A 21,215-nucleotide genomic window follows, 5' to 3' on the forward strand; every position below is an offset into this window, starting at 1 on the left:
AAGGTCTGCCAACATTTAAAGGATCACCATGGCAAACGATAACAAAAAGGTTCTGGTGCTATTTGCACACCCTTCACAGCGGCGATCAGAAGTGAATGCGCCGCTTTTTAACGTTGCAAATCAGGTCGATGGCGTCACGGTTGTCGATCTTTATGCAGAATATCCCACTTACCACATTGATATCGACCGAGAGCAGAAACGCTTGGTTGAGCACGATGTCATCATCTTCCAATTCCCGCTTTACTGGTATTCCACGCCATCCATTTTGAAAGAATGGCAAGACTTGGTGTTGGAATACGGCTTTGCATACGGCTCTAAAGGCAAAGCATTGCACGGTAAGAAATTCATCTGTGCGATCACAGCAGGTGGTAAAGAAGAAGCTTACAAGGCTGATGGTTTTAACCACTTCAAAATTCGAGAGCTGCTTTATCCGCTGGAGCAAATGGCGAACCTAACGGGCATGGATTACCTGGCGCCGTTTGCATTGTTTGGCTCACGGACTGCGGTCGAAGACGGCAAAGTAGCCCGTCATACCGAGTGTTATAAAAAGTTGCTGGAAGCGTTTGTGGCCGACGGTGTGGACACCGATAAACTGGCAAAGCGAGAAAAAGTAACTGCCACCAACGTGCATTCAGTATTTAAGGAAGGTGTGGCATGACAGGGTTATTTCTTCAGGCATTCATCTATCTGATTGCTGCTGTTATTGCTGTGCCGATTGCCAAGCGTCTGGGACTGGGCTCCGTGCTTGGTTACCTGATTGCAGGTGTTGTGATTGGTCCTGTTGTTGGGCTGGTCGGTTCTGAAACCACAACCATTCAACACTTCGCTGAGTTTGGTGTGGTGATGATGCTATTTCTGGTCGGTTTGGAGCTAGAGCCGAAAATGCTTTGGGCGATGCGCAACAAACTGCTGGGATTAGGTGGTCTGCAACTGGGTATCACGGCGGCTGCGGTCATGGGTATCGCGCTCGTCTTGTCACTCCAATGGAGCATTGCACTTGCCATCGGCATGATCTTCGCATTGTCTTCAACTGCGATTGTGTTGCAAACATTCAATGAAAAACGCCTGACCAAAACAGAAGGTGGCCGCAGCGCATTCTCGGTACTCTTGTTCCAAGACATTGCGGTTATTCCCATGTTGGCCTTCATCCCGTTGCTGGCACTACCTGAATTGGTTGAAAAGGCGCAAGCCGCGGCGGCCGGTGCTGCTGAACACCATGAACAATTGAGCTTGGTAGCGGGTTTGCCGGGCTGGGCGTTAGGGCTTGTTATTACGGCAACCATCGCTGGTGTGGTCGTCGGGGGACACTATCTTAGCCGTCCGCTTTTCCGCTTTGTTGCAAGCTCAGGTCTTCGTGAGATATTTACTGCCACGGCGTTGATGCTGGTGATTGGTATTGCCGCGCTCATGAGCCTTGTTGGGCTTTCCCCTGCGCTGGGTACCTTCCTTGCGGGTGTGGTGTTGGCTAACAGTGAGTTCCGTCATGAGCTGGAATCTAACATCGAGCCGTTCAAAGGCTTGTTGCTTGGCTTGTTCTTTATCACCGTGGGTGCAGGGATTAACTTCGGCATTCTGTTCAACGACTTTTTCGTCATCATTGGCCTGACGCTAGGTTTGATGGTGCTGAAAGCCTTGGTGTTGTTGCTGCTTTCGTTCATCTTTCGCATCAAAGGCTCGGCGCGCTGGTTATTTGCGTTGAGTCTGGCTCAAGCCGGTGAGTTTGGTTTTGTGCTGCTTAGCTTCTCAACGCAAAACCACGTGATCCCAACAGAGTTGGCGCAGCTTTTGTCTCTGGTCGTGGCACTTTCGATGTTCCTCACGCCGGGTCTCTTTATCCTATACGATAAAGTGATTTTGCCGCGTTACGAGAAGGCATCGAATGATCGTGAGCCGGATGAAATTGATGAACAAGGCACGGTGATCATCGCCGGTGTTGGTCGCTTTGGTCAGGTCGTAAACCGTCTTCTTACGGCGAATGGTGTGAAAACCGTGGTATTGGACCATGAGGCAACGCAAGTTGAAAACCTCCGTCAGATTAACATTAAGAGTTACTTCGGTGACGCCACACGCCCTGACTTGCTGCATACCGCAGGCATTGAAGAAGCCGCTATCTTGGTGGTGTCGATGGACAACCAAGAAGCCTCTACAGAACTGGTGGAGTACGTAAAACACACTTACCCGCATGTGAAGATTCTGGCGAGAGCATTCGACCGTGGGCATGCCTACATGCTGCGTCATTCCGGTGCGGACTATGTGATTAAAGAAACCTACCGCTCCGCATTGGCGATGGGTGGTGAAGCGCTGCTTTCACTTGGCGTGCATCCATTTGAGGTTGAACAGAAGAAAGCGACGTTTAACCGTATCGAGAAAGAAAGCTCGGAAACGCTCTACGAAACATGGATGGGTGGCGAAGAGTCGCAATCGTATGATGTTCACTATCAGCATCTGTTTATCCAGCTGGAAGAAACCATCAAAGAGGCGATGGATGCTGACCGAATGGACAGACATGCGATGACAGAACGTGAGTGGACACCGCCACCGAAAAACTATCTTGATGATTTTGAAGACGATGCAGACAAAAGCAGTGAACAACCGGGCGAGGAAAAGCCAGCCTGATGCTGTTAGTCCCGTTCACTGATGAAGATGCCCCTTTGTTGTGTGGCTGGATTCAAAGTCCACAGCAAAATGTGCTCTGGGGTGGACCAACATTTGAATTTCCGCTTACGGAATTGCAAGTGAGGACTCACCTAGCTAAACCGGAAGTCAGCGCGTTCTTGTTGTTACATGAGCAAAGGGCAGTGGGATATGTCGAGCTGTATAATGTGTCCCGCCAAGAACGCCGATTGTGTCGCGTGCTGGTCGCGGATGATGACAACCGAGGCAAAGGATGGGGGAAACAGCTTGTATCGCTTGCCCTCGGCGTTGCTAAAGAAGATTGCGATGTCACCACCGTGAGTTTGGCAGTGTTCGAGCAAAACGATGCGGCAATCCGGTGCTATCAGTCATTAGGCTTTGAACGGGATGACGGCCAAACCAAGTCTCGTGTCGTGGAAGGTGAGACTTGGGTATTGCTTCGAATGATAAAGCATTTATCCAGATAGAAAGAGAGACTAAAAAGCCAGACATCATGTCTGGCTTTTTTAATTCAATCAACTTGTTAGTGAGATATTGCTTCACTGATATTGATGGTGAATGTGAATAGCAAAACAGGGAAAATGTGATCTTGGTTCATATTGTTGCATTAAAAATGTGAACTAAAGCAAGATGGAATTGCCTGTCAGAAATTTCTGACTATTCTTCGCCGTGCCACTCTTATCGGCAAACTGTTTGAAAAAACAGGACGCAAAGCCACCGGTCTAAGGGCTCACTTCATTGTTTGAGCTTATGATAGCGGGGCCGCCATTCTCGCCAGAGAATGCCCTCTTTGCGACGTTTGTCCGTGCGTGTGTGATTACAAAACAATAAAACACTCAGGAAGAACAAACATGCTCAAACTAAGAACAACTTTACTGCCCGTTGCGGCAGCACTTTTCAGTGCGGGCGCGATGTCTCACGGTTATGTCAGTGCTGTTGAAGGCGGCGCAGCACCTGGCCGTGCTGCATTGTGTAAGTACACCAATGCTAACGGTGAGAAAAACACTAACTGTGGCCAAGTGCAATGGGAACCACAGAGTGTTGAAGGTCCGGAAGGTTTCCCAGAACTGGGTCCTGAAGACGGCAAAATCGCCAGTGCGGGTTTGATCCAATTTTCTGCGCTGGATGAGCAAACGTCATCGCGTTGGGTAAAAACGCCGATGGCAGCCGGTCCTCAACACTTTGAATGGACGTTCACCGCGCCGCACGTTACGCGCACCTGGAAATACTACATCACACAACAGAACTGGAATCCAAACCAGCCACTGACACGCGCAAGCTTCGATCTGAACCCATTCTGTACTGTTGAAGGCAACATGCAGAAGCCGCCAAAGAACATGCTTCACGCGTGTGATGTACCAACACGTGAAGGCTACCAAGTGATTCTGGCGGTCTGGGATGTGGGTGATACCGCAGCGGCGTTCTACAACGTGATTGACGTTCAGTTCGATGGCGATCTACCTGTGCTACCAACGTGGTCACAAGGCGGTCAAATCAACCCGGGCATGAACCTGAGCGAAGATGATGCAGTCTTTACTCGCGTGTTTGACGCAAACGGCGAACGTCCAGAAATGTCAGTACGCCTAAAGATTGACAGCGAAAAAGCGGGTATCGCAAATAACTGGTCTTACAATCTGGCGACCAAAATCAACGCAAGTTACGACAACATCAAAGCAGGTCAGCGTGCGAATGATGATGCGTTTACCCCGGTATTCGGCGCGAACCCAATTTTTGTAAAAGCGAACAGCGGCGTTTCCCGTGTTGAAGTGGGTTATGACATCGACACAACGGTACCTGAGTACAATGTGGCAGTTGATGGTTTGGCGAACGAATACCAAATCGGCGACAAGGGTGTGACGCTGGATCTCGCTGTAAGCGCATCGGGTGATGTGAACGTCGAGATGACCGTTTACAACCACGCGCAAGATGCATTGGCTTACGAAAAACTGGCTATCGCAGACGGTATGACTGAAGCGGTAGAAATGACGTTGACCAACGCGAAAGCGGGTCACCATATGCTGGTAACGCGTGTGAAAGATGTGGAAGGCAATATGGTTGATCAGCAAATGCTGGACTTCTTCCTTGTTGAAAAAGGCGAGCAGTGTGGCACTGACCCAGATGCAGTTAATCACCCTGCATGGTCTGCAGAAACGACGTACACTGGCGGCGAGAAAGTGAACTTCAATGGTCTGGTGTACGAAGCGAAATACTGGATTCAGGGTGCAACACCAGAAACCAGCGATGCGTGGAAACTGCTGAGCAACATGCCAGTGGCGTGGACATCTGGCAAGGCTTACAACGGCGGCGACCAAGTCATTTTCGAAGGTAACCTGTACGAAGCGAACTGGTGGGTAAACAGCAGCCCAGCGACATCACCAGAAGCGTGGAGCGACAAAGGTCCATTCGTCTGCCAATAATTTAATGCTGAACAAGAAGCACTAAATCGAAAGCCCGAGTCTGCGAAGATTCGGGCTTTTTGTTTACCAGACAATCTCGATAGGTGTGCCGACTGGGATCAGGCTCAGAAACTCATCCATTTCATCATTCGAGATAGCGATGCATCCGTCAGTCCAATCTGCGCCGCGTGATTCGCTAGGGTGGGGGCCATTTCCGTTCTTTTGGCCGTGGATCATGATTTGTCCGCCGGGGCTGACACCTAAGCGTGCCGCGCGCGCAATGTCATTGGTGTTCGGGTAGTTGATGCGAATTGAGCGGTAGAAGCGGGACTGTTCATTGACCAGATCGAGGGTGTAATTGCCTTCTGGTGTGCGTTTATCGCCTTCGCGTAGTTTGTGTCCTTCAGGGTTGGCACCCAGCGCAATACGGTAGTATTTGATGACGCGATTGTTTTCGAGCAAAAACATCAATCGCGCAGATTTATCCACCCGGACGCTGAGCGTGCTCTCTTCGCCGACATCATCTGCATTCGCATGAGTGGTAAAGAGCGCAAGCAGCAAAACAATCAGTCCCTTTTTCATAACATCCCTGAATGGTTTTAATTGTCAGTATTGTTGATAGTCAGCATTTTTCAATCAGACACTGTGCTCATGCAGTAATCCCATGCCCAATCGCTGGCCTGTTGGCTGTTGAGCCGCTCTTCATACACTTTATCTACCACGACAAAGGGCCTCACCGATTTGTAAGGCGCAAACGCTGTGTAGGCATCGACCTTGGCTTCGTTTCTCTGGAACATCTCGCCAGCTCCCAGGGCAACGAGCGATTTCTGCGCGCAAAGCGAAGCCACCTCGATATTGTCCGAGGGAATATCTGCCACTTTGGTTGCGCATTCAGAAAACACATTGGTTGCGTAAGCCCAGCTGCTTTCAAGATCTGACCGATAGATATCGTCGACTAAAGCCGCTTTGATTTCCGCAGAGCTGTCATTGGTGATGGCCGTAAACAGCGATTGTTTGGTGGCACCGCCGCGCTTTTCTTCGGCGATTTGATAAGCCGTATTTGCCAAATCATCACAGTAGGAGAGTTTTACTGCCTGCTTTGCTGTGTAAATGAGAAGAGGTTTTGCGGGATCTGTTTGAATCGTACAAGCTGACATCAGTGCTACAGACAAGGCACCAAAAATGCTACGTGTCGCGTTCATCATACGTCCTTATTGATTAGAAAGCGCTTACGAAATGCGGTGGTCACGCAGTATATCCTTGAGAACCCTAGGCTAAATGTTCTTCAAATGAGACAGAAAAGCACTTTTTTGGCTGAGGCTGTAGAAAGGTTGTTATTTCATGAAGTACAGATTAAAAATCAACCGTAATAAGTAAAATGAACAATATTTGAGCTGGATGTGCTGCCATCTATAGTTTCGTTGTATTCACAAATGTCAGGTTATTTAGGAGATTTATTGATTAAACTAAGGTGAATTGTTTGGCTTTTTGTTTCTTCACTGTATCAAGTAGATAAATTGGTTGGTAACACAAAAATCTCTAATTGCAGGTCGCTATAAGGCTCTTGTATAGTCGAAGCGTCGATGATTTTTACATCATGGATCGCAATTTATATATAAAGGTCGTGTAGAGGACACCTATGATTGATTTTTGGCCATTGATTGGCATTGTGATTATAACGGTAGGGTTAGCGTTAAAACTGAACACTCTACTCGTTATCTTGGTTGCTGGCGTGTCAACTGGCTTAGTCGCCGATATAGCGGTAATGGACATCCTTTCTATTTTAGGTCAATCCTTCACCCAAAACCGCTACATGTCTCTTTTCATCCTTATCCTTCCAATGATTGGTATCCTTGAGCGCTTCGGCCTGCGTCAACGTGCAGAGCAAATGATCGGCTCAATGAAAAAAGCCTCTGTAAGCAAGATTCTGATGACCTATTTGCTGTTGCGTAAAGTCACGAACGGCATGGGTCTGAGTATTGGTGGCCATCCAGCAATGATTCGTCCGTTGATTGCGCCTATGGCGGAAGCAGCGGCAGAGAAAGAGTCACCAAACCTTTCTGACGAAAAACGTCAATCCATTCGCGCATTGTCTGCGGCGAGTGAAAACTTCGGTAACTTCTTCAGTCAGCTACTGTTCATCGGTACCGGTGGTATCTTGCTGATCAAAGGCGTAATGACAGACAACAACTTGGATGTGAAGCTGGAAACCATGGCGTTGTGGGCACTGCCAACAGCCATCGCGTCTTTCGTGGTGTTCGTCATCTTCAGCAAAATCACAGAAGCGCGCCTTCTGAAATCGCAAAGCAATAACGATGCATCAGTGGCTGCAAACGCTGACGCACAAAAAGAAGGGTAAGCACCATGTTGGAATATATCTATCAAACCACGGGTTTGTTGCTGCTTGCTTTCTCTTTCCAAACCTTCTTGGACAAAGAAAACCCGAAACGCCTAGGTACTGGCCTGTTCTGGCTTATTTATGGCGTGACGTTCATCTTTGGCGCAATGATCCCGAACTGGGTGACAGGCTTGATGGTTCTGGCACTAACTGCTCTGGCAGCAGGTGGATTCATGGGTGTGGGCAACTACGGCACCACGAAAGATGAAGAACGTCAAAAGACCGCATCTGTACTGAAAAACAAACTGTTTATCCCTGCGGCTATTGTGCCAGTAGGTACGGTTGCCATCAGCCAGTTTACGTCTCTGGGCGCGCTGGTGGGTTTGGGCTTGGCATCGATCGCTTCGATTATCGTTGCGCTGATGATCACCAAGAGCAAACCAATGCACAGCCTGAGCGAAGGTCGTCGTCTGATTGACTCGATCGGTTGGGCGGCAATTTTGTCGCAATTCCTTGCTGCACTGGGTTACCTGTTCAATCAGGCGGGTGTGGGCGATACCGTTGCACAAATCGTCAAGATGATGATTCCGGAAAACATGTTGCTGATCAACGTGATTGCCTACTGTGCAGGTATGATGATTTTCACTGTGGTCATGGGCAACGCTTTTGCGGCATTTGCTGTAATCACCACAGGTATTGGTATTCCGTTGCTGGTACTGGAGTTTGGCGGTAATGCGGCAATCATCGGTGTTCTGGGTATGCTGTCTGGCTACTGCGGTACCTTGATGACGCCAATGGCGGCAAACTTCAACGTGGTTCCAGCAGCACTGCTTGAACTGAAAAACAAGCACCACGTTATTATGATGCAGGTGATTCCTGGTCTGATCATCCTTGCATTTAACATCTTCGTTATGTACAGCTTTGCATTCTGAGGAAAGCGATGAAAAAAATTCTAATTACTGGTTTTGAACCGTTTGGTGGCGCAGCTATCAACCCAGCTCTGGAAGCGGTGAAAAAGCTAGAAGGTGTGAAACTTGAAGGCGGTGAAATCGTTACCTGTGAAGTGCCGGTAACGCGTTATGAAGCGATTAAAGCGGTAACAGCGGCAATCGAACTACACAAACCAAGCTACGTGATCACTGTTGGTCAGGCAGCTGGTCGTGCATCGATTACCCCTGAGCGCGTGGCGATCAACGTGGATGATTTCCGTATTCCAGACAACGGTGGCAATCAACCAATTGATGAGCCAATCGTAGAAGACGGCCCAGACGCGTACTTCACCACATTGCCAATTAAGGCAATCACCAAAGCACTGCAAGACAGCGGCATTCCATGTCAGGTGTCTAACACTGCAGGTACATTTGTTTGTAACCACGTGTTCTATGGCGTGCAGCACTTCCTACGCGAGACGGATATCGGCCATGGTTTCATCATATCCCTCTGCTGCCAGAGCAAGCTGCGGCTACTGATCAGGCTTCTATGTCACTGGAAACCATCGTTGAAGGTCTGCGTGTCGCAGCACAAGCAACGCTGACAAACAAAAAAGACGCAGTGATTGGTGCGGGTCAAATTTGCTAATACGCAAAATTGATTAGGAAAAGCCGGGCGGTTGCTCGGCTTTTTTGTATCCGTAGCATCTAGACAAAGCTTGAGTATAATCCTGACATCGACTGAAACACACAAAATGTGGCTTGCATATGAACGCTCAACTGCTGACTGCCTATCGCGGTGAAATCTACGGTATCGCCTTCTTTTCTTACTTCGCCAAAAACTACGCCGACAAATCACGCCAAACCTTATGGCAAACCCTGATTGAAGTGGAAACCTTAACGGCAAACCTGCTTGAGCCACACTTACGCACCGCGTTTATCCCTTTCAAAAGAGACGACGTGGAAATGCAGGCAAAGGGTATTGTTGATGCTGAAAAATGGATTGCGATGCCTTGGGATGAACTCACTGAAACCCTCACAGATTGGGTAGAGCCTTACGAAGTGAAATACCGAGAATGGGCGATGGAGTCCGAGAACAACCAAGACGCCTATGCATTGATTGCCGATCATGAAACCGCGATATTTGATTGCTGGAAAGCCTTCAAAGATGGTGAGGATGGCGAGAAATTTCTGCGAATCTTTATCCAACAATATTCTGCCTAAACCTTCTTTCTCAGAATGGAATCTGGCGCACGAACCGTGATGAAAAATCCGTAGGGCGTTGAGTGACCCAAGACTAAAATGGCGGCCTTCAACATAACAGGTTGGCGCGCCTTTCTAGTTTCTGTCGCGGCCAAAGAAAAGGATGAACATGTTTAGACGTAAGCTTGCTGTTTTGGTGGGGTGCCTGTCGTTTGGTGTAAATGCGGCTGGGTACGATTTGGTGACATTGGGAAGTAAAGGTGGCATTCAAGACGGTAATCTCACCGCGTTTATGCTGAAAAGCGACCAAGACGATAACTACGTGATGCTGGATGCAGGTTCTGTTGTTAACGGCTTGATTGTCTCTGATGAAAAGGGGGCGTTTTCTGATATCAAGGTGCCAGAAACCTCGCCCTACACCAAAGTGGGTTACCTACTAAAAGAACGCATCAAAGGTTACTTCATCAGCCATGCTCACTTAGACCACGTAGCAGGAATGATCATCAGTTCGCCAGATGACAGCAACAAGCCAATCTATGCCTTGTCTGCGACCAATGACGACCTGCAAAATAACTACTTCAACTGGTCAGCATGGCCAAACTTTGGCAATGAAGGTAAAGGCTTCAAACTCAGCAAGTACACCTATACCGATTTACCCGAAGCACAATGGCAGCCTGTGGCAGGCACAAGCTTAAACGTCAAAGCCATGCCCCTCTCGCACTCTGGTGGTCTATCGACAGCATTCGTGATGAAAGATACCGATGGCGATATGTTTGCTTACTTTGGTGACACAGGACCGGATGCGGTAGAGAAAAGCGATGCGCTAAAAAAGGTGTGGTCGTCGCTCTCAGAGCATGTCAAAAACGACAAGCTCAAAGGCATCGTCATTGAAGTCTCCTTCCGCAACGAAACCCCAGATAAACAATTGTTCGGTCACCTGACGCCTAAATGGTTGCTCGAAGAACTGAAGACGCTGGAAAGCTTGAGCGGAAAAGGCAGTTTGAAAGGTTTAGATGTTGTCATCAGCCACATCAAATACAGTTTGAAAAAGGGTGAGTCCCCTGAAACCATCATCAAACGCCAGCTTGAAGAAGCCAACACCTTAGGCGTGAATTTCCACTTCCCACAGCAAGGCGACACGCTAAGTTTCGCGCCCTAGGCTGGGGCTACTACAAGTCACAGCTCGTCAAGAGAGCGCAAAGGCAAAGTGCGGAGGCTGAAATACCTGATTATTGATGCCTCCGACCTAAGTAATCCGGCGCACTAAGCACAACAATCAAGTGACTAACAACAACGAGAGAGTGTACGTAGTCTGATTACGATAAAGCACCCTTCTATTTACTCTTCTCATAGCGGAAAAGTGTTAGTTATAAAATAGTCTTTATCTCACTCATATATTTTTTTAATCAAGCTAGTGGTGTTGTGGTTGTTTTTTAAACACTTGAGTGTTTCGACGTATTTTTAAATATTTCATTGGGACTATTCGCTGATACTATTTCAAAAATTTCTTTTTGAATCAATGCAATGTTAAAAATATTAATCTTAGCTGTTACGGTTCTATATCTATTTGTTAGGCAGCGCACTAAAAAGAAAGTGGGTGTCCACAATCATATTCGACGCTTTGCGCTTCTCATTTGGTTAGGCGTAATGTTAGTTATTTTTGCACTTGCCTTTGGTCCAGAGAAATATCTTATCTATGCCGACAGCCTCAATACTACTCAAGTGAAAGGTAACCCCGTCGTCTTTGCGTGGGAACAGTTCAGGCCTTTACCAATAGAAGTATTTGCTAAGCCAGTTTTCCTGAATTCAGATTTCCAACAAGTTTACGATGTGCCAAAACAGCTAGTTGCAGGGCTAGCAGAGCGCTTCCCTTATCAGAGCGGTTTTAGTCCTGTTTACTTTGTGGTTTATCTTTTTTCCATGTTATCGGTTCTAGCGGTATTTTCTCGCCATCACGCGATCACACAGCGTTGGGAAGATGCTAAACGACTTGATACGGTTGGTGGGTATAAACATTTCCTTGATTGGGCTAATGGCAACTTCGTACGACGTTTTTATACTCGTGACGAACAAGCAATGGCTGAAGAATACATGCAAAGTATTCGCCAGCGCGCAGTATTAAAATTAGACACCTACTACAAAGGTTTTCAGCAAGCCGGTGTGAAGCCGCACTTTCTCAGCATTGCTAAAAAGCTATCTAATTCAGGTAAGCGAGCACTGTCTGTGCGTGTTAAATATGATGGGCACAATCAGACTAAGTTTGATATTTCGACGTTTTATACCCAACCATTAGGGCTATATCACAAGGAACCGTTAACGGAATTACCAGAGAAAATTTTGGCAAACATGTTGGTTGATCAAGAGAGAAAGCACCAACTACTTTACGATTACTCGATGCAGTTTCTCAAAGAGTGCCCGTATTACAACCTCGGCACATCTGTTTCCATGCTGCCATACAGCCAGCCTTATCTGACGTTTCTGCCTCCATCACCAGACTACGCAGAAGAATCAATTACAAAGTCAGTAAACGAGGCGATGGCTGAAGGCATTCGAAAATTTGCTGGGCAAGAACTTCTCACTATTTCCAGCAGCGCAACAGATGCAGTGTTGGAAATGGATTTTAACTGTTTTGTTCTATCGCCTTTTCACACCATGAGCCCTCCTTATGGTTGGAAACGGACTGCTGGAATGGGTGCTGGTGCTGGCTATAAACCATGCATAATTGCAGGAGAGGAGAAGGATGGCGGAGCCGTGACGACATATTCTCTAGGTATGCTAATTATTTGTCGTTTGGTCATTGATGGTGAGACAGTTGACGAGTTCAAACACGTAGCCTTTCCCGACAGGGACTATATATCTACAACAAGCTTTCCCGGCAGAGAAATCCCGAGCAAAGATGCGGTAGAAAAGAATTTGTTTGATGCCAATGGACAATCTTGTATTAACAGTTGGTTTGCGCAAATGATGGGGATTTCGGCAGATACCATTAACAAATCAAGGCTAAAAATAGACAAGAAGACATTTGCATCTATCCACGCAGCAGAAGGGGCGTTGAATCAAATCAACGAACAAATCGAGACGGCCTTGAGAGATGAAGGTTTGTCTGAACTGTTGAACAAGTCGTCCGAAGAGCTATATCGCCTCAATCAAGGCATCATCGATAGTTATATTCACTCAATGGTTGAATCCGCTGGCCAGCAGGAAGTGCTCGCACATCTTTTGGAAAACTATGCTGATCTCATCCCAGTACCAGATATTCTCGGAGATGTTATAGCAACTGCGGTAGAAGCTACGGTGGAGTTAAATAATGCGTAAGTGGGTTCTCTTTACTCTATGTGTGATGGTGACAAACCAAGTATCTGCTTCAGCGCTCAATGACATTAAAGATAGTGCGAAAGAATCAGTATTTGCCGAAGCGGCTGCATGGTTAGCAGCAGTTCCGGGTGTCGATTTATTGGAAAGAAAGATTGAAGCGAATAAATATCGAATTGTGTCCGCTACGCCAGCAGCAGGCACACTGAAGATAGATTCGGATACCAAAGCACAATTCCGTATTTACTTTGGTAACACTAGGTTAGGGCTGTCGGTATTTGACAATGCTACCTTGCCCGCTATTAGCTATCGTCTAGTAGCCGAGCAGGATACGCATCGTGAACTGAATCCTCGCGTAGAGCGCAAAATCGAGGTTCGTAAAGGCTTGCAGGTCGAAGAAAATGTCACATTCTGGCCGAGAAACGAAAAAACCTTCCCTCTGGAAATAAAGACGTATCCCGAGGCAAAACGAATTAGGATTATGAATATTGTGGACCGCTACGAGCCGGGGATGATGCTCAAAAAGGGACGTTACGATATTGAAGTTTTGTTCTGGAATGAAAAGTCGCCACGACGGTTAACGTTCACACTCAATGATGACCAGCAAACGTTATCGGTATATCAGTAGTAATCAAGCAAATCGTTAGAACGTAACTTGCTCACCTCAAACTAAAATGTCCTGCAAAAGCGGGACATTTTTAAATGCGTACTCTTCATCCTCGTCAATCTCATGGTGTAAATGATATTCCAAACCCTCAACTCAGAAGTGACGAGAATTCACTTCTGGTTATATCACTTAGCCGTTAAAGTTCGTCCTGTAGGATCAACGAGGGGCGAGCTAACCAACATCAATTAGCCCCGATAATGCATGGCTTAGATAAAATGACCGAATTCGAAAAAATGATGGCGGGTGAAGACTTTGACGGTGGCGATCAGAGTGTTGATGCTGTCCGTAACAACGCTGCGACTTTGCTACAAACCTTGAATCAAACCATTGATGGAAAAAAGCGTAGCGAATTACTCAGCCAACTGATGGGTGAGATTCCTTCATCTTCTATCATCCGTTCGCCGTTCTACTGTGAGTTTGGTAAGACGATCTCTATTGGCGAAGGGACTTTCATCAACATGAACGTGACGATGCTTGATGGCGCAAAAATCAATATCGGCAAGAATGTGCTGATTGGCCCGAATACCCAGTTTTACACGGCGAGCCATTCACTGAACTATCTGGAGCGTCGTCAATGGGAAACGTATTGCAAACCAATCACGGTTGAAGATGACGTATGGATTGGTGGCAACGTGGTGATTAACCAAGGCGTCACGATCGGTGCGCGTTCAGTGATCGCGGCTAACTCTGTTGTAAACTCGGATGTCCCACCCGATAGCCTTTACGGTGGCACACCGGCGAAGTTGATTCGTCATATCGACGAAAACCACTAAAACAGCGTGTTATCGCAATCAGAAAACCACTGCTACGTGCAGTGGTTTTTGCGTTTAAGGCCTAGTAAACCGTTAGTGGAGAACGGGCATCGCCCAGCATTAACGCTCTTCTGGCTTGATATGCTTTGCCGTTGCGGCAAATGCTCTCAATTCTTCTATTGAATACTTTGTGTGTACACGTTCGGTGGACGGCGGTTGATGCCCAATGCTAAGTCCCGGGCGACGCGCGGTTTTGGGTCGAATGGGACGTGGCATAAATCCCCCGCCACAGTTTGGGCAGACGTTTTCGAGAACATCATCCACACACGGTTTGCAGAAAGTGCACTCATAGGTACAAATCATGGCTTCGGTGGAATCTGGCGGTAAGTCCTTATCGCAGCATTCGCAGTTGGGTCTGATTTCCAGCATTTCTACTTTCCTTGTCGTCGCTAAATCTTGTCATTCATCCTTTTATAACACGCGTTTATCGTTACACACTTTTCATTTCTATTCATCTTTTTGACTATATGGCTGCGTAAGTCGCCCCTCCTACCAAAGACCCGTTGTTTTCATTCCGTTTCTGAATTCTGCGAGTTTCTTCTGCTGGTTAGCATGTGTTGACGCTAACACGAGCAGCTCGCCACTCAGTATCAGAGCTGCTTTTAGCCCAAGCAGGAGTGCAATGCAGTATGAATAAATATACAAAAGGAATATTGTCGCTGACGGCAATGCTTGCCGCGTCGAGCGGACAAGCAGCCGTAACTTTATACGATGATGGCGACAGCACAGTGTCGACCGATTTGTTGATTAACGTGTTTTACACCCATTCAAGCAATGATCGATTGAAAGATGCCAATGACCCAAACAGTGGGTTAGAAAGCCGCGATCAATCGCGTGTTCGCATCGGGTTTTTACCCAACTACATTGGGTTTAACTTCAACACGGATGCAAATGGTTTAAAAATAGGTGCGCGCTCATCGTTTTGGGTCACGCTGAATGACACCGACATCAACCGCGGTGCGGAAGGTCTAGGCACCCGTTCAGGCATTGATGTTCGCCAGTTCTACGCAACCATTGATGCGGACTGGGGACAAATCTTGCTCGGTAAAGACTTTGGCTTGTTTTCTCGCAGTAACATCCTTACCGACGAGTTGTTGTTGGGGCACGGACAAACCAGCGATTTTTACGGCTTGATTGATGGCGGTAACGTCTCGTTCGGCAATATTGGCGCGGGATATACCTACCCGTTTCCGAAAGCTCAAATCACTTATCGAACGCCAGACTTATCGGGCTTTCAGGTTGCCGTTGGGGTGATGGACCCGAACAAGAAAAGCAAAACCAGCTCTGAAGATAACCCTCGATTCGAAAGTGAAATCTCATACACCAATCAATTTGATGACATCGGATTGAAAGCCTATCTCAACGGTGTCAAGCAAAGTTCTAAAGACAGTGCGGGCGAAACCAGCTCCAACGGTTTAGGTGGCGGTGTGCGTGTTGATGTGGCGGGTTTTGCGTTTAACGCATCTGGGTTTGAGAGCAAAGGGCTTGGCGATGTAGCCGGGCTAGATCAAATCATCACGTCTGAAAACACCAAAACGAAAGGGTACTTGCTGCAAGGTTCTTACAGCTTTGGGCAAGAGCGCTTCGTGCTTTCCTACGGTAACTCAAAAGTGAAGACATCTGGTGTGCAGACGTTGGAATACGATAACGCTGCGTTTGCCTGGTTCCACACAGTGAATGACCACTTAACCTTGGTTGGCGAATACAACCGCACTGAGGTGAATGAAGGTCGCACTGAGAAAAATGACACCATAGCCTTAGGGGTAGTCGTCACTTTCTAATCATGTTCATTTAATCTTTCTAGTCCCTTAACCACGCCTGTGGTTTAACACAAGCCTTATGTTTTTAGTGAGTGGGCATAAGCATGTGTTAAAAGCGCTAAGGCTGCCCTTAGCGCTTCTTTTTTGGGTTAGTAGAACTCACAGGTGTTACTGCTGTAGTTGGTGTAGCGGAGTCCGCCACTGCCGTTACAGAAGGTTTCGTTCAGGGTGATCTGACAAGACAACACACCTTGAGCATTAACGGAAATGCTGCCGTTAATCGTGGTGTTGATACGTGTACCTGACGTACCACCGTTGCTACAGACAGACGAGTTATTGGTACCACTTCCTCGGTACGACATGGTGCGAAGATCGCCCACTTCTGTCACCCCAATTTGGGTGTTCCAATCATTTTGCGACCCGCTACCATAGCTGTTGGTTGACCACGAAACGCGTTTTGAAATGCTTTGCGCGCTGATTGAAGGGCCACCGAGTCGGCCATTGTTACAATCCACAAAGACATACGCGCCATTGGTTCTGACTTGCACGCGTTGGTTAGTGCCACAGATGTTTGGATCCATTGGCTCGTCATCATCTTCAATGGTAAGCGTGCCGGATTCCAAATCGCTTTTGTCATCTTTAAACCACGCAGACAAGGTTGCTGACTCTGTGCTTTCCTCTGTGGTGTCTTCAATGGTTTGTACTTCAACCGTCAGGCTGAGAATACCCGCAGGCACTGAAACCTTAGTGCCGCTTTCACTGAGTGATGCGGTGGTTTCTGTGTTGTCATTGAAGATGATTTTCACGGTGCGGTTGTAGTCAGATCCGCTTGTCGCTGTGCCGTTGATAAGCGCGAGCGTAAGGTCTCGCTCCACTTTGTTTTGGCTATCGAAGGTCACGGTGAGTTTGCCAACTTCGCCCTCTGTGACAGTGTCATTGATACGCCTTGGACGATGACTTTATCACTCGGGAATTCGGTCGGGTCGTAACAGGTGTGCGTTTCTTGCGTGTTGGTAGAAAGGGCATTTACGCGGGAAGGGAAAAGCCCTGCTTGCACAATTTCACCAGTTTCAACATTCAAGCGCCACAGCCAGGTACTGTTCACGTTACTGGTGACGTTCTGGTTCTTCGCTGCTACGAGAACTTGTCCGTTTTGGTCGAGAGTCGCGGAGGTGACAAAATCGATATTGTGAAAGGCTTTGAGCGTCACGCCGCCAGTGTTCTTGTTGAGTGCGAAGGTGCGGTTATTCGTGATGTAAAGCAGCTCGCCATCAAGGTAGAGAAAATCACCCCAAGAGCTAAACCCGCTAAAGCGCGTGTCATTATCAAACTCAGAGAGTTGGGTGACGGAGCCGTCAGCCGGGTCGATGGAGAAAATATCAATTTGGCCAGATGCCACCAAGGTCTGTGATGACGGGTCGTAAGCCATGCGGTAGGTAAGCGGGATATTCCCCACTACTGTGTGCTGCTTTGTGTCGTGGTCATAGTAAGCCAACTGGCTGGGTGTCGATGTCGCAAGGTGTAGCGAGAGGCTTTTGAATTCGTCTGCCGATACCACAGACTCGACACCTTGAACGTGGTAAGACGTGGGCGCGATGACGTTGGCATAATACGTTCGGTTTCTGTCTGGATCATAAGCCATCGCGGCGCTGCTGAATAACGCTCGAGATTCTAGCAGAGCGCGAGAACCGGGATTTGCATAGCCGGTCAATCTGTCTGATTCTTGAATATCGAGAAGAAGACCCACTTCACCTCGACCACCATTAATGGAATACACATTGCCGAAACAGTTTGCATAAGCACTGGCTGAAGACAGGGATGCCAGCGCGATGAGAGAAGCAATAGCTTTGACGTTCGTTCGCATGAGGAGACTCCTACTAAATTAACCCTACACCTTGAAAGGTTTTAGGGTTTTCAATGCGTTACAGCATCGAGGAGTATCCTTTGATTTTGTCTCATGTAGGCGTCCCAAAATTAAGAGACTATGTAAATTAGGCTTTACTAATGTCTTACATTCTAACTTACTTATAAACATCTTGTTTCATACAGGCGTTTCAATAACACCTCAGCCACATTCCCGCTAACAACCTTCATTTGATCAAAATCATGATTCTTTCCAAAGGGAGAATTTCTACCATTTTTGGGTGATTTTGTACCTTTTGACCACTTTATTAATAAAGGAAATTGAGCACGAATTAGCAGTGTGGATTTCCCGATGATCAGCAACAAATGGTTAGAACTTTACCAATACATTCAACAGCACATTGAATCGCTCCCTCAAGAAAGCGAGGTTGTGGAACTGCTGAATGACAGGTTTATGTTCCTCAGTGCGCAGTTCGTGACCAACGAAACGGCAAAGAACAAAAGTCAGCATGACTGGCTAGAGCACGAAGCATTCACCTTGGTGATGAGCGACGTGTTGCAAGACCTGCCATTGATGAAATCTCAACTCACGTTTTTGTTTGAAACCCTGATGGCCGCGCAACTTTGCCAGTTGGCGATGGTGTCGATCAATGCCTACAAAATGTTGCTTAGCGAAGATGATTTTAAGTGCAAATGCGGCTTGGTCTACCAACAGTTGGGCGACTACGACATGGCGAAGTCCAGCTTAGAAGAGTCACTGGCGTTGAACGCTGAAAACCCGATGACGCTTTGCCACCTTGGTTTCAACTTCCTGTTTCAAGGCCACACAGAAGAAGCGATCCAGTGCTTTGAGCAAAGCACAGATATCGCGCCTGACTTTGTTGGTGGCTACCAAAATCTAGCAGGCGTTCATTATCAAAATGGCGATTTTGAATTAGCTGCAAAAAATGCCGAGCTTGCTTACAGCAAGGACACGTCGTTGGTTTCGACCTACATCACTGCCGTGAGTAGCTACCTCGCACTCGGTGAGAAAGACAAAGCGGACCAATGGATCAACAACGCGTTTGAAAACAATGTGTCGTCGATGGAACTGGTGCGTTTGGCAGGCATTGCCGCTCACCAAAACGGTCGATTGGAAGAAGCACTGGAAGCGTTGAATCACTATCTGGAGCACAACCCAGAAAGCTTCGACGTGTTGAATATCCGTGCGCATGTGAAAGCCGAACTGAAACTCTACGTCGAGCTTGAAGCTGACATTAACCAACTGCGTGTGTTTGAACCTAACGACGAATGGTCGTTAGAACAGCTTTTCCTTTGCTACTTCCACACAGAACGCTGGAACGAAGCACAGGCCGTCATGGTGCAGCTAAACCGCTTGGCACCACGCTACAAGATTACCTACCGCGATGAACTCAACACGATCAAGAAAAAGCTGAGCATCGACGTTCTCGAATTATCATAACTATCTGGAGCAAATGTGAATACGCAAAATCATACAGGCGTTAAGAGCAATTCACGCCGTGATTTTCTGAAGCTGGGTGGCGTTGCCGCAGCAACCGTAACGGTTGGCGCAGCAGCGGGTGCAGGCTTCGTTCTGGGTCGTGATCCTGACGCAAACGTGGGCTGGGGCCGCACTGAATCTGGTCACGACATGTTCTTCAACCGTGAACCTTTCCGTGTAGACGTGGCACCAACCATGGAAGTGGCAGGGCCGCTCATTCGTCCTGAGTGGAGTGATTTCCTGTTCCACCGTACCCGTGTTCTGGCTGCTGAAATGAAAAACGGTTGGATTCCAACCAAAGACTGGCGTGACATTCCTAACGAACGCGTGCGTGAGTACTACTCGCGTTACCCAGAGCGTTGGGCAGACATGTACCAATCGTTTGAAGAAAAAGCCGAGCACGCAGCTAACTTTGAAAAACACCGTTCTCGCTTCGCTATCGGCTGGGCTTACTCTGCTGCGTACATGCGCGGCGTGTACAGCGACTTCCCGCCAAAACCACAAGGTCATCCAGATGTGGTTGACTTCCAGTGGGTAAAACGCGCGAAACAAGAATTCAAATCGCCTAAGCACGCGTCAGAATTGATCAAAAAAATGGCGTTCAAGTTCGGTATGAGCATCGTTGGTATCACCAAGATGGATCCGAACTTCGTGTTCAAGAACACCATGCGTGGCATGCCAGATTGGGATGAAAGCATTCCTAAACACTGGAAGAACGTGATCATCTTCGGCACCCCAATGAACTGGGATCCGATGTACGCCGCGATCGGCTACTCAACCTCTTACGACGGCTACTTCCGCGCGAAAAACGCATCGGGTCTGATGGCTGCATTCTTGGGTGAGTTGGGTTATGCAGCACGCCCACAATGGCCGGGTTCAGACTACGAAATCGTGGTTCCACCTTTGGCCATTCAAGCGGGTATGGGTGAAGCGGCACGTAACGGTATTTTGCTGACGCCTGAGCTGGGCCCAAACATCCGTCTAGCGGCAGTTATCACCGAGCTGGATTTGGAAGCAGACAAGCCAATCGACACCAAGGTTAAGCACTTCTGTGAAGAATGTAAGATCTGTGCAGACTCTTGCCCAAGTGAATCAATCAGTAAAGCCGACAAGCCTGATGCTGTGGTTCGTGGTTACCGTAAGTTCGATTTCAACCAAGACAGTTGCTGGACCATGTGGCGTCAAGGCCCAACGGAAACCGCAATGGGCTGTCGCGTGTGTATCGCCGTGTGTCCTTACACCCGTAAGAACAACTGGATCCACGCATTGGTGAAAGAAGCCGACCCGCGTGACCCAACAGGCATGACGCGTAAGACACTGCTCGCGATGCAGCACAACTTCTTCTACTACCCAGAAGCAGAAGCGTACCACGGTGACTGGAATGGCGGTCGCTTCGCTGGCTACCACCAACCACCAGAGTGGATGCGTAGCGAGAACTACATGAAGGTCGAGAAGACTTGGGAATACGACGGTAACTGGGAGGGCTTCTAATGTTTCCACAATCAACGGTATTAGATCCGCTATTTTGGATGGCGTTTGGTGCACTTCAAGTTCTGGTGTTCGCAGGTGCTAACCAATGGGCGAAGCAGTTCAACCTTGGGATGAACTGGTGGAAGTGGGGCATGGTTGGCGGCTGGTGGGCATCGTTTGTTCTGACCGTCGCTGGCGCATTCACGCTGCTGGGTGAGAACGAAGGTCTTGCTGGCTGGTACTTCCTCGGTTTCGTAGGTACGGCACTTATCATTGCAGGTGCAGTGATCTTGCGTGTGCTGGTGGCCCTGAAGCCAAAAACGCTGTAAT

At 47.9% G+C, this 21,215-nt stretch carries 20 protein-coding genes, 1 pseudogene and 1 riboswitch; of the genes and pseudogenes, 16 read left to right on the forward strand and 5 right to left on the reverse strand.

From position 1 onward, the window contains the following. Positions 1–28 precede the first annotated feature (28 nt). The 4 genes from ATN88_RS17790 to gbpA all read left to right on the forward strand — a co-directional run bounded on the left by ATN88_RS17790 (position 29) and on the right by gbpA (position 5,051). Positions 29–658 (forward strand): NAD(P)H-dependent oxidoreductase, encoded by a 630-nt coding sequence (locus tag ATN88_RS17790; protein ID WP_067418843.1) that lies wholly within the window; start codon positions 29–31, stop codon positions 656–658. Then, complete coding sequence (locus tag ATN88_RS17795; protein WP_067418845.1) at positions 655–2,616, forward strand: monovalent cation:proton antiporter-2 (CPA2) family protein; 1,962 nt, start codon at positions 655–657, stop codon at positions 2,614–2,616. Before ATN88_RS17790 ends, ATN88_RS17795 begins: the two co-directional genes overlap by 4 nt. Further along, entirely contained in the window at positions 2,616–3,101 is a 486-nt protein-coding gene (locus ATN88_RS17800) for a GNAT family N-acetyltransferase (protein ID WP_067418848.1), read from the forward strand. Before ATN88_RS17795 ends, ATN88_RS17800 begins: the two co-directional genes overlap by 1 nt. A gap of 206 nt (positions 3,102–3,307) precedes the next feature. Then, a riboswitch (cyclic di-GMP riboswitch) is annotated at positions 3,308–3,404 on the forward strand. An 81-nt stretch (positions 3,405–3,485) separates the two neighbouring features. Beyond that, positions 3,486–5,051 carry an N-acetylglucosamine-binding protein GbpA gene (gene gbpA, locus ATN88_RS17805; protein WP_067418851.1) on the forward strand — a complete coding sequence of 522 codons (1,566 nt, stop codon included), beginning with the start codon at positions 3,486–3,488 and terminating at the stop codon, positions 5,049–5,051. A gap of 63 nt (positions 5,052–5,114) precedes the next feature. Here the strand turns inward: gbpA and ATN88_RS17810 are convergent, their stop codons facing one another. Next, on the reverse strand, positions 5,115–5,612 hold the full coding sequence (locus tag ATN88_RS17810) for a L,D-transpeptidase family protein (protein ID WP_067418853.1): 498 nt from the start codon (positions 5,610–5,612) through the stop codon (positions 5,115–5,117). A gap of 50 nt (positions 5,613–5,662) precedes the next feature. After that, positions 5,663–6,232 carry a hypothetical protein gene (locus ATN88_RS17815; protein WP_067418856.1) on the reverse strand — a complete coding sequence of 190 codons (570 nt, stop codon included), beginning with the start codon at positions 6,230–6,232 and terminating at the stop codon, positions 5,663–5,665. 437 nt (positions 6,233–6,669) lie between these two features. Between ATN88_RS17815 and ATN88_RS17820 the strand changes: the two genes are divergently transcribed. The 8 genes and pseudogenes from ATN88_RS17820 (at position 6,670) to ATN88_RS17855 (ending at position 14,252) form a co-directional block, all read left to right on the forward strand. Continuing rightward, positions 6,670–7,389, forward strand: coding sequence for a DUF969 domain-containing protein (locus ATN88_RS17820; RefSeq protein ID WP_067418858.1), 720 nt, complete (start codon positions 6,670–6,672; stop codon positions 7,387–7,389). Between the two features lie 5 nt (positions 7,390–7,394). Next, on the forward strand, positions 7,395–8,300 hold the full coding sequence (locus ATN88_RS17825; protein ID WP_067418861.1) for a DUF979 domain-containing protein: 906 nt from the start codon (positions 7,395–7,397) through the stop codon (positions 8,298–8,300). An 8-nt stretch (positions 8,301–8,308) separates the two neighbouring features. Next, positions 8,309–8,946, forward strand: a pseudogene (pcp, locus tag ATN88_RS17830) (pyroglutamyl-peptidase I). 119 nt (positions 8,947–9,065) lie between these two features. Continuing rightward, entirely contained in the window at positions 9,066–9,521 is a 456-nt protein-coding gene (locus ATN88_RS17835) for a hypothetical protein (protein WP_067418863.1), read from the forward strand. Positions 9,522–9,669: 148 nt separating this feature from the next. Then, a complete protein-coding gene (locus ATN88_RS17840) occupies positions 9,670–10,659 on the forward strand; it encodes an MBL fold metallo-hydrolase (protein WP_067418936.1) in 990 nt (329 codons plus the stop codon). A 365-nt stretch (positions 10,660–11,024) separates the two neighbouring features. Beyond that, positions 11,025–12,815 carry a hypothetical protein gene (locus tag ATN88_RS17845; protein WP_067418865.1) on the forward strand — a complete coding sequence of 597 codons (1,791 nt, stop codon included), beginning with the start codon at positions 11,025–11,027 and terminating at the stop codon, positions 12,813–12,815. Continuing rightward, positions 12,808–13,440 carry a hypothetical protein gene (locus tag ATN88_RS17850; protein WP_067418868.1) on the forward strand — a complete coding sequence of 211 codons (633 nt, stop codon included), beginning with the start codon at positions 12,808–12,810 and terminating at the stop codon, positions 13,438–13,440. The genes ATN88_RS17845 and ATN88_RS17850 overlap by 8 nt, the downstream gene beginning before the upstream one ends. Positions 13,441–13,694: 254 nt before the next feature. Next, a complete protein-coding gene (locus tag ATN88_RS17855; protein ID WP_067418938.1) occupies positions 13,695–14,252 on the forward strand; it encodes a sugar O-acetyltransferase in 558 nt (185 codons plus the stop codon). Positions 14,253–14,351: 99 nt separating this feature from the next. Here ATN88_RS17855 and ATN88_RS25590 read toward each other — a convergent pair whose 3' ends face one another. Further along, positions 14,352–14,660, reverse strand: a complete 309-nt coding sequence (locus ATN88_RS25590; RefSeq protein ID WP_083539517.1) for a DUF1272 domain-containing protein — start codon at positions 14,658–14,660, stop codon at positions 14,352–14,354. A gap of 260 nt (positions 14,661–14,920) precedes the next feature. Here ATN88_RS25590 and ATN88_RS17860 point away from each other — a divergent pair, with 260 nt between their 5' ends. Beyond that, positions 14,921–16,072, forward strand: coding sequence for a porin (locus ATN88_RS17860; protein ID WP_067418871.1), 1,152 nt, complete (start codon positions 14,921–14,923; stop codon positions 16,070–16,072). A gap of 128 nt (positions 16,073–16,200) precedes the next feature. Here the strand turns inward: ATN88_RS17860 and ATN88_RS17865 are convergent, their stop codons facing one another. Both ATN88_RS17865 and ATN88_RS17870 read right to left on the reverse strand, forming a co-directional pair. Further along, positions 16,201–16,950 (reverse strand): hypothetical protein, encoded by a 750-nt coding sequence (locus tag ATN88_RS17865; protein ID WP_067418874.1) that lies wholly within the window; start codon positions 16,948–16,950, stop codon positions 16,201–16,203. Next, entirely contained in the window at positions 16,947–17,915 is a 969-nt protein-coding gene (locus ATN88_RS17870) for a lactonase family protein (protein WP_067418876.1), read from the reverse strand. The genes ATN88_RS17865 and ATN88_RS17870 overlap by 4 nt, the downstream gene beginning before the upstream one ends. A gap of 351 nt (positions 17,916–18,266) precedes the next feature. Between ATN88_RS17870 and ATN88_RS17875 the strand changes: the two genes are divergently transcribed. Genes ATN88_RS17875 through ATN88_RS17885 form a run of 3 tightly spaced genes read left to right on the forward strand, consistent with a single transcriptional unit; the run spans position 18,267 to position 21,214 of the window. Beyond that, entirely contained in the window at positions 18,267–19,376 is a 1,110-nt protein-coding gene (locus ATN88_RS17875; RefSeq protein WP_067418879.1) for a tetratricopeptide repeat protein, read from the forward strand. A 15-nt stretch (positions 19,377–19,391) separates the two neighbouring features. Beyond that, entirely contained in the window at positions 19,392–20,906 is a 1,515-nt protein-coding gene (locus ATN88_RS17880) for a 4Fe-4S dicluster domain-containing protein (protein ID WP_067418882.1), read from the forward strand. Next, the gene (locus ATN88_RS17885; RefSeq protein ID WP_067418885.1) at positions 20,906–21,214 is read left to right on the forward strand and encodes a hypothetical protein; all 309 of its coding nucleotides are present in this window, start codon (positions 20,906–20,908) and stop codon (positions 21,212–21,214) included. The genes ATN88_RS17880 and ATN88_RS17885 overlap by 1 nt, the downstream gene beginning before the upstream one ends. The last annotated feature ends 1 nt before the right edge of the window (position 21,215 follow it).

The sequence above is a fragment of the Enterovibrio coralii genome, from assembly GCF_001559595.1.
GTDB classification, from domain to species: Bacteria; Pseudomonadota; Gammaproteobacteria; order Enterobacterales; family Vibrionaceae; genus Enterovibrio; species Enterovibrio coralii.

Coding starts and splice junctions, on each gene's coding strand:
- ATN88_RS17790 (WP_067418843.1), top strand. CDS start 29: ATGGCAAACGATAACAAAAAGGTTCTGGTGCTATTTGCACACCCTTCA.
- ATN88_RS17795 (WP_067418845.1), top strand. CDS start 655: ATGACAGGGTTATTTCTTCAGGCATTCATCTATCTGATTGCTGCTGTT.
- ATN88_RS17800 (WP_067418848.1), top strand. CDS start 2,616: ATGCTGTTAGTCCCGTTCACTGATGAAGATGCCCCTTTGTTGTGTGGC.
- gbpA (WP_067418851.1), top strand. CDS start 3,486: ATGCTCAAACTAAGAACAACTTTACTGCCCGTTGCGGCAGCACTTTTC.
- ATN88_RS17810 (WP_067418853.1), bottom strand. CDS start 5,612: ATGAAAAAGGGACTGATTGTTTTGCTGCTTGCGCTCTTTACCACTCAT.
- ATN88_RS17815 (WP_067418856.1), bottom strand. CDS start 6,232: ATGAACGCGACACGTAGCATTTTTGGTGCCTTGTCTGTAGCACTGATG.
- ATN88_RS17820 (WP_067418858.1), top strand. CDS start 6,670: ATGATTGATTTTTGGCCATTGATTGGCATTGTGATTATAACGGTAGGG.
- ATN88_RS17825 (WP_067418861.1), top strand. CDS start 7,395: ATGTTGGAATATATCTATCAAACCACGGGTTTGTTGCTGCTTGCTTTC.
- ATN88_RS17835 (WP_067418863.1), top strand. CDS start 9,066: ATGAACGCTCAACTGCTGACTGCCTATCGCGGTGAAATCTACGGTATC.
- ATN88_RS17840 (WP_067418936.1), top strand. CDS start 9,670: ATGTTTAGACGTAAGCTTGCTGTTTTGGTGGGGTGCCTGTCGTTTGGT.
- ATN88_RS17845 (WP_067418865.1), top strand. CDS start 11,025: ATGTTAAAAATATTAATCTTAGCTGTTACGGTTCTATATCTATTTGTT.
- ATN88_RS17850 (WP_067418868.1), top strand. CDS start 12,808: ATGCGTAAGTGGGTTCTCTTTACTCTATGTGTGATGGTGACAAACCAA.
- ATN88_RS17855 (WP_067418938.1), top strand. CDS start 13,695: ATGACCGAATTCGAAAAAATGATGGCGGGTGAAGACTTTGACGGTGGC.
- ATN88_RS25590 (WP_083539517.1), bottom strand. CDS start 14,660: ATGCTGGAAATCAGACCCAACTGCGAATGCTGCGATAAGGACTTACCG.
- ATN88_RS17860 (WP_067418871.1), top strand. CDS start 14,921: ATGAATAAATATACAAAAGGAATATTGTCGCTGACGGCAATGCTTGCC.
- ATN88_RS17870 (WP_067418876.1), bottom strand. CDS start 17,915: ATGCGAACGAACGTCAAAGCTATTGCTTCTCTCATCGCGCTGGCATCC.
- ATN88_RS17875 (WP_067418879.1), top strand. CDS start 18,267: ATGATCAGCAACAAATGGTTAGAACTTTACCAATACATTCAACAGCAC.
- ATN88_RS17885 (WP_067418885.1), top strand. CDS start 20,906: ATGTTTCCACAATCAACGGTATTAGATCCGCTATTTTGGATGGCGTTT.